The 7709-nt window shown below is 68.8% G+C and carries 5 protein-coding genes; 3 read left to right on the top strand and 2 right to left on the bottom strand.

The features are described from left to right. The 3 genes from QZV72_RS06510 to QZV72_RS06500 all read left to right on the top strand — a co-directional run. Positions 1-474, top strand: a 474-nt coding sequence (locus QZV72_RS06510) for a DUF4194 domain-containing protein (protein ID WP_297006461.1), incomplete at its 5' end; no start/stop codon positions are given. After that, positions 471-3932 (top strand): ATP-binding protein, encoded by a 3462-nt coding sequence (locus QZV72_RS06505; RefSeq protein WP_297006459.1) that lies wholly within the window; start codon positions 471-473, stop codon positions 3930-3932. The genes QZV72_RS06510 and QZV72_RS06505, both read left to right, overlap by 4 nt. After that, positions 3919-5214, top strand: coding sequence for a Wadjet anti-phage system protein JetD domain-containing protein (locus tag QZV72_RS06500; protein ID WP_297006457.1), 1296 nt, complete (start codon positions 3919-3921; stop codon positions 5212-5214). Before QZV72_RS06505 ends, QZV72_RS06500 begins: the two co-directional genes overlap by 14 nt. Before the next feature lie 132 nt (positions 5215-5346). Here the strand turns inward: QZV72_RS06500 and QZV72_RS14900 are convergent, their stop codons facing one another. Further along, complete coding sequence (locus tag QZV72_RS14900; RefSeq protein WP_367119090.1) at positions 5347-5730, bottom strand: YpsA SLOG family protein; 384 nt, start codon at positions 5728-5730, stop codon at positions 5347-5349. Positions 5731-5764: 34 nt separating this feature from the next. Further along, positions 5765-7709, bottom strand: a 1945-nt coding sequence (locus QZV72_RS06495) for a sigma factor-like helix-turn-helix DNA-binding protein (protein ID WP_297006455.1), incomplete at its 5' end; no start/stop codon positions are given.

The raw sequence follows: 7709 nt of genomic DNA, 5'->3' as shown, positions 1-7709 counted from the left end.
GAGGTCTTCCTCAACCTCGTCCTCGATGAGAACGCCGGTATCGCCTTCACCCGGATGGCGTCCACCGGTGAGGATCTGGAGGTGCCGCAGGTGCTGCGCACCGAGACCCTCACCCATGTCGACACCCTGGTGCTGCTGCACCTGCGCTCCATGGTCGCCCATGCGCTGCCCGGGGAGCGGGTCATCGTCGACGCCGATGACCTGTTCACCGAGATTCTCGTGTACCGCAGCGTCACCGACACCGATGAGGCGGCGTTCCGTAAACGTTTCAGCACCTCACTGGGGCGGCTCGACAGCAAATTCAACCTGCTCAGCACCACGGAGACTCCGGGGCGCTACGAGGTCTCGCCCGCACTCAAGCACATCCTCGACCCGGACACCGTCGCGGCGATCACCGCGGAGTACCGCCGTTTCGCGGACACGGACGCCACCGGCGACGACACCGATTCCGCAGAGGACGCAGGAGAAGCATGACCGTCCATCCCGAGCAGTTCCGTCTCTCCCGTATCCAGCTGATCAACTGGGGAACCGTCGACGGCTACCTCGACATCCCCGTCGACCGGACCGGCTTCCTCGTCACCGGGGCGTCCGGCTCCGGTAAGTCGACGATCATCGACGCGGTCGCCGCCGTTCTCGTCCCGCCGGAGAAGCTGTCCTTCAACGCCGCCGGTCAGGCCGGCGGCACTCGCGGGGCCGGCCGTCACGGTTCGGGGCGGTCCCTGGTCTCCTACATCCGCGGGGCGTGGCGCCGGGGCGAGGACCCGGAGTCCGGTGGGATCACCTCGACCTACCTGCGTCCCGGTGCAACGTGGTCGGCCGTGGCCCTGACATACACCACCGGTTCCGGCAGGGGCACCGACCTTCCGGTCGAGCACATCACCCTCACCGCGTTCTACTACCTGCGCTCCGGGGAAACCTCGAAGGCTTCGGTGAAGAAACTCTACGGAATCCATCAGGACGCCCTCGATCTGGACGCCGGTGTCCTGCACCCGCTGATGTCGACGGGGATCAACATCCGCCGGGTCAAGGCCACCTGGCCGGCACCGGCCCGGTTCAGTGAATCCCACCGGGTGTTCGCCGACCGGTTCCGCCCGAAACTGGGCATCACCTCCCCGGAGGCGCTCCTGCTGCTGCACCGCACCCAGTCCGCAAAGCAGCTCGACAACCTCGACCAGCTCTTCCGCGAGTACATGCTCACCGAGCCGGACACCTTCAGCCTCGCCGATGACGCCGTCGCCCAGTTCACCGAACTGCGCACCGCCTATGAGCGGGTGCAGGACGTCAAGGCACGGATCGGTGTCCTCGACCCGCTGCCGGACCTGGTGACCCGCCGAGACACGGCCACGGCCGACGCCTCACGTGCCGCCGCGATGCTCGGTGCCCTGCCGCGGGTCCGCGACCGGTTGCACCGGGAATCCCTCACCGACCAGCTCCGGGAGTTGGACGCGTCGCTGGCGGCGGCATCCGACGTCCTGTCGCGCGCACAGGACGATGAACGGCGGGCGGACGCAGACCTCCGCTCCGCGGACACCGCCCTCGCCGGTGCCGGTGGTGGTCAACTGCAGGTGCTCGAGCTGCAGGCGGAGCGGGCACGGGACCGGCTGGCCGGTGTCCGCAAAGACGCCGATGCCCTGGCCGCCGCGGTGACCGCCCTCGGCGGAGTGGCCCCGACCGGTGCCGGGGAGTTCACCGTGGTCGACGGACAGGCACGTGACCTGCTCGCCTCCGCCGACGGCGAGCGGGAGCGGCTGGAAACCGGACGCAATGACGCGGTCCGGCGTCAGGGAGAGGCGGACAAGGAACTCCGCGAGGTCACTGAGGAACTCGCCGCGTTGGCGAAGAGTACCTCGAACATCGGGCACCGGCATGTGCGCCTGCGCGAGGACCTGTGCCGTGAGCTGGGAGTGAAGCCGCGCGAACTGCCGTACGCCGGTGAGCTCATCGACGTCATTGACGACCACCGGGACTGGGAACCGGTCGCCCAGCGGCTGCTCGGTGGTTTCGCCACCACCCTGCTGGTCCCGGCCCGTCTCATCGACCGGGTCTCCGGGTACGTCCATGCCAGGCACACCGGCGTCCGGCTGGTGTACCGCTCGGTGCCGGAAAGGGTGAGTGTGCCGCAGCGTCCCGCCAACGCGGACGCCCTCAGCCTGAAACTGTCCGTGGTGGATCACCCGTTCCATGACTGGGTACTCGCCCAGTTGCGCAGCCGGCACGAGTACCGGTGCGTGGACTCCCCCACCGACTTCGCCCGCCTCGGCGACGACCGTGGGGTGACCCGCACCGGTCTGGTCCACGGCCGGAGGGAGCGTGACGGCTCGGTGCGTTTCGAGAAGGACGACCGGTTCCGCATCGAGGACCGGTCGCGCTGGATGCTCGGTTCCACCAACCACGACAAGCAGGAGCTGCTCGCCGCCCGCCGGGCGACGCTGAGCGCCCGGGCCACCGCCGCCGACCGGGAACGGCGTGACGGGGAGGTCGCCCTGTCCACCCTGTCGGCGTCGGTGCGGGCAGCGGAGCTGATCACCGCCACCGGATGGTCGGCGGTGGACACCTCCCGGGCCGCTGACCTGGTGACCGCGGCGGAGAAAGCGGTGGTCGACTGGTCGGACTCCCCGGAGCATGCCGCACTCACCGCGGCCCGCGATGCGGCGACCGTCCGGCTCAGGGACGCGAAGGCCGTGCTGAGCAGCGCTGACCGGCAGGTCGGCGTCCTGCGCAGTCGGCGGGAGGACGCCGCCGGCCACCTCGCGCAACTGGACGAGCGAAGCACGTCGACGGGTCCGGATATCGACCCCGAGATCCTCGCCGCAGTGGAGGCCGAGTTCACCCGCCGGACGCGACGGGTGACCGTGTCCACGGTCCTGCCGCTGACCGAGGAGATCAGTGTGGAGCTCCACGCCCGGGAGGCGGACGGGAAGGAGACCGTCCACCACGTCAACCAGCGGATCCAGGGAGTGCTGTCGACGTACCTGGAGCGCTGGCCGGAGGAGAAGTCCGATCTCACCGCCGACCCGGAGTTCGCCGGTGAGGCTGTCGCCAGGCTCACCGGTCTGCGTCGTGACCGGCTCGCGGAGTTCACCGGGCGTTTCCTCACCCTGATGAACGGCACCTCGGTCACCAACCTGACCCAGCTGTCCCGGTCGCTGCGGCGGGCGAAGGACCTCATCGCCGAGCGGATCGACAGTGTGAACCAGTCGCTGTCGCGCTCCGAGTTCGCTGCGGGCCGGTGGCTGCGCATCGACGTGCGCGACAACCGGGGGTCGGAGGTCACCGATTTCCAGCGTGACCTGCAGGCCGCGGTGGAGAACCGGCTCGGTGCCGCCGACACCCCCGAGGAGGCGGAGGACCGTTACCGGCGGATGTCGGAACTGCTGGACCGGCTCGGTTCCGAGGAGACCAATGACCGGCGGTGGCGCAGGACGGTGCTGGACACGCGGCGTCATGTGCGGTTCATCGGTGTGGAGACCGATGCTGAGGGCACGGCGGTCAACGCCTACGTCGACTCGGCGTCCCTGTCCGGTGGCCAGGCTCAGAAACTGGTGTTCTTCTGCCTGGCCGCGGCATTGCGGTTCCAGCTGGCGGAGGTGGACGAGGAGTTCCCCCGCTACGCTACGGTGATCCTCGACGAGGCCTTCGACCGGGCGGACCCGGAGTTCACCCGCACGGCGATGGACGTGTTCACCAGTTTCGGGTTCCACATGGTGCTGGCCACGCCGTTGAAGCTGATCCAGACGCTGCAGAACTATGTCGGCGGGGTGGTCGTCGTCGGATACACCGAGCGGGCGGACGCCAGTGGTGCGGTGCGGGCGTCCACGTCGGTGGCGCCGGTGGCGATGGATGAGTTGCGCGCCTCGGTGGCAGCGGAGACTGCGGTGGCGGAAACTGCGGTGGCGGAAACTGGCGGGGAGGCGGAGCATGGCGCGTCGTAGCGGCCCGGTGCCCCCGGCCGAGGCGGTCGCCGGCCTCGCCGCCACCGCGGAGAAGCGGTGGAAAACGTGGCTGGTGGCCCCTGTTCAGGACGCCTCGGTGGACCTCCCGTTGCACCCGCCGACGGGCAGAACCGCCGCGGCGGATGTGGCGGGAACCTCTGCGTGGATCCGTTCCTGGCAGGCGTGGGAGACCCGCCACCCGGCGGCGACAATGGTGTGGGTGGAGAAATCCTGGACCGCTGCCGGGCTGGGTCGCCAACGGGTGCCGGACCGGTTGCAGGTCACCGGGGTGGACGCCCTGGTCGCCCTCACCGGGCAAGGGTCGGTGTGGCGTGGGCTCACCCGGAAGTTCGCCCTGCTGGTGGGGGAGGATGCGTCGGCGTCGCTTCGGGAGGCGGCGGCCTCGGTGATGTCGAGGTGGTGCGACCTGACCGATGAGGACCTGGTGCGGGTGCACGCCGTGGTCGACTGGTTCCTGTCACACCCCGACTCCGGACTGACGCCGCGTGCGGTGCCGGTGGAGGGCGTGCACGGCAAGTGGCTGGAACGCCACCTCACCCTGGTCACCCGGCTGGTCGTCGCCCGGCGTAGAGGCGATGGTGACGATGTCGAAGGCGACAGGACCGAAGGCGGCAGGATCGAAGGCGGCAGCGTTGGCGGCGGGGATTCCGCCGGTGCCGGGGCGTCCCCGCTGGAGTTCCTGGGTCTGGTGGACAGGGAGCCGCTGGTCCGACTGCGCATGCCCTCCGGGATGCCTGGCTGGGAGGGAGTGCCCGAGGATGTGACGCTGACCTTCTCCGGCGCGGCACGGCTCTGGGCGGACGCGCTGTCCGGTGGGCAGGGGGCCGTGCCGGTCACCGGGGCGCTGATGGTGGAGAACCTCGAGTCCTTCCTCGCACTACCTGCCGCTCCCGGCCGCGTCCTGCTCTGGGGTGCGGGCTACAGCGCACGGAAGTGGGCGCAGCTCCCCTGGCTGGCCGGTCTGCCGGTCTGGTACTGGGGTGATCTGGACGCCGACGGCTTCGGCATCCTCTCTGCGGTCCGCTCCCACCTGCCGCAGGTCACCTCGGTACTCATGAATTCCGATGCGGTGCGCCGGTGGCGTCACCTCGCCACGGAGGACGCCCACCCGGACCGTAAGCATCTGGGGCACCTCACCGCCGGGGAGTCGACGGCGCGGGATCTGCTGGCGTCGGCGGGGAACCTGCGGATCGAGCAGGAGCGGATCCTGCTGGCAGAGGCGGTGGATGCGCTGACGGTGGCTGGGTTCTACGGCGGGTGACTGCGGCGGGTGACTGCGGCGGGTGACTGCGGCGGGTGACTGCGTTGTGCCGACGTCGTGGTGAGTAATGGTCGCACCCGGTGCCTGAAATCGATGGTGAGTAATGGTCACCGCGACCACTACTCACACACCTCACGCCCGCGTTGACGGTGGGCAGAGCTGAGCGCCGGGAGCTCCGCCACGATACTGGGCGCCGCCGCGCAGATCCCGGGTCAGCGCCGTCCCCGGGGACGCAGCATCCGCTGTCGCTGCGTACTCTGTCACGATCAACAGTGGGACGTGACTGTCCCGTACGTTCCATACCGTGCGCTGCGACTGCTCCGGCGAGGGGGTATCTCCCGGGGCTCGGGGTGGTCGGAGAGCAGACCCGGTGCGCCGGGGTGATCCTCCGCCCACCCGCCGGCCGGGTACCGTCCCGATCCGGACGCCGGCCTCGCATGCGGCATCGGGCGCTCCCCGGTCCACACCTGTCTGTCCTCCCGAGCGGATCGCGGCGATCAGCGACGGCACGGTCATGGAAACGGCGTCTGGGCCTTCCCCCAGCGTCCCGCTACATCCAGATCCGCTCAAGGACCTCCACGGCCTCAGCGTCCGACCGGTGCCGGAACCGTGCGAGGACCTTGCGCCGCGGGGCGTCCGGTGCCAGACCCAGAGCTTCAGCTACGGCAGCAGTGGACGTCGCGTCGTCTCCCCCGGGGACTGCACCCACGTGGTCTACGAGCCAGTCCAGTCCGTCCACTTCCCCGGCATGTGACTCCGGTGCAGCAGAGACGGAGAACCGTTCCCCGTCATGCAGGTCGATCCAGATGCGGTCGCCCTCCTTCGCCTGCAACGAATCCAGGAAACGCCGGATCGACCCGACGTAGCTGGTGCCCAGGTTCCCCCAGATGATGCGCTGTTCGCCGAGATCGCTCGGCAGCATCCGAGGTTCATTCCATTCCAGGTCCAGCATCGCTGTCAGACCGTTGGGAATGTACGTCCCGGAGCCCCGCAGATGGTCCTTCGTCACCGTGACCAGGTTGCACCAGCGGCCCTCGTGCACGTAGACGCCGTTGGACTCCTCCGGAGTGGCGTTGTTGGCCATCGGTTCGGTCCGGCGCCGGACCACCCCACCGGTCGAGGTGAAATCGCCGGTCGCCGAATACGCTGTGACAGAATTCGCGGCGACACCGAACTCCCCGGTCAGTTCGTCGATGAGATCGGAGAGCAGGACGCCCTCGGCGCCGTCCGACACCGCGGCGTCCACCCGCTGTCCGATGAGATCGGCGATGCCGGTGTACTCGGGCATTCCCCACCGGGTCAGTCCCCACTGTTCGACACCCACCCGGGTGAGTTCGTCACTGTTGTAGAGACCGTTGCGGAAGGACCGCTCGGACTTCGAGTTACCGATACCCGCGTACATCTCGGAGACGGACATCGGCCGGCCGACCACCGACAGCAGGGACGCCGCCCTCGCCGGATTCGATCCGACACGGGTCAGCACATGATTGTCGAGGATCAGATAGCCGCAGGTAGAAAGCCATTGCTTCAGTGTTCCCGGGTCGTCGAGGCTCGAACGGTGGAGGACATCGGACAGCTCGGCGACCCCTTCGTCATTGACCAACGGCGCCAGCAGATTCCCGGTGCGCTGCGCGGCGGTCGGAAGATCCGGGAAGCACACCCAGCCGTCATCGACCCGGAAGTCGTCGTCGAAGGCGTCGAGGATCTGCCACAACGGTGTGTCCCACCCGGGCAGGACCACGGCCAGCTCCGGGAACACCGTGGTGATCTGTTCCAGGGTCCCCACCGGATATGTGTGGGACCGGACCCCCGCCAACAGATCGGCGACCGGCCCAGCGGTGATCGCGGGACGCAGTCGCCCGGTGAGTTTCTTCTGGAGTTGTCGGATCCGCTCCCGAGTGACTCCGGTGGCCCGGCCGATCTCGTCAAGAGTCGCCGGAGACGTTGCCACGATCCGGTCGCGCAGAATGCGCTGTTCGCGGTCGTCACAGGTCTCCCAGATCCGGGCGAGAACGTCGGTGACGGTACCCCGCCGCCGGGAGAATGCCAGCTGGAAGACGCCGGACTCCTCCCCCGCCTGCGCCAGCAACGTTTCGACGTGGGAGGGCAGTTCCCCGTCCACCGCCGAGACCCCGGCAGATTCCACTGCGGCACGGAGGCTGCCGTGGGTACGGGCGATGAAACCGAGCAGGCCGACTGCGGTGTCGAAGGCACTGCCGAGGGATTCCGCGTCGAGAGTGATGCCGTCGTCCCCGAGGTCGATCACCGGGGTGTCATCCTCGTCATCGTCATAGAATCCACCTCCTGACCGCATCGTTTCTACGAAGTCATCTCCGAAGTCATCTCCGAGGCCACCCGGCTCGCCGACCACATTCTCCATCTCCGGATGCGAGGCGGCGACCACCAGCCGGGGATCAACCGAACCATTGCCGGAGTTCTCCAGCTCTCCGAGCAGTCGGGCGAAGCCGGATTCCGAGACCACGGGCACCCCGAGG

Origin of the sequence: uncultured Corynebacterium sp., from assembly GCF_902782855.1 — a bacterium.
In the GTDB taxonomy this organism is placed as follows: Bacteria; Actinomycetota; Actinomycetes; order Mycobacteriales; family Mycobacteriaceae; genus Corynebacterium.
Note: the sequence above shows the minus strand (reverse complement) of the source record. Positions and strands in the feature narration are given on the sequence as shown.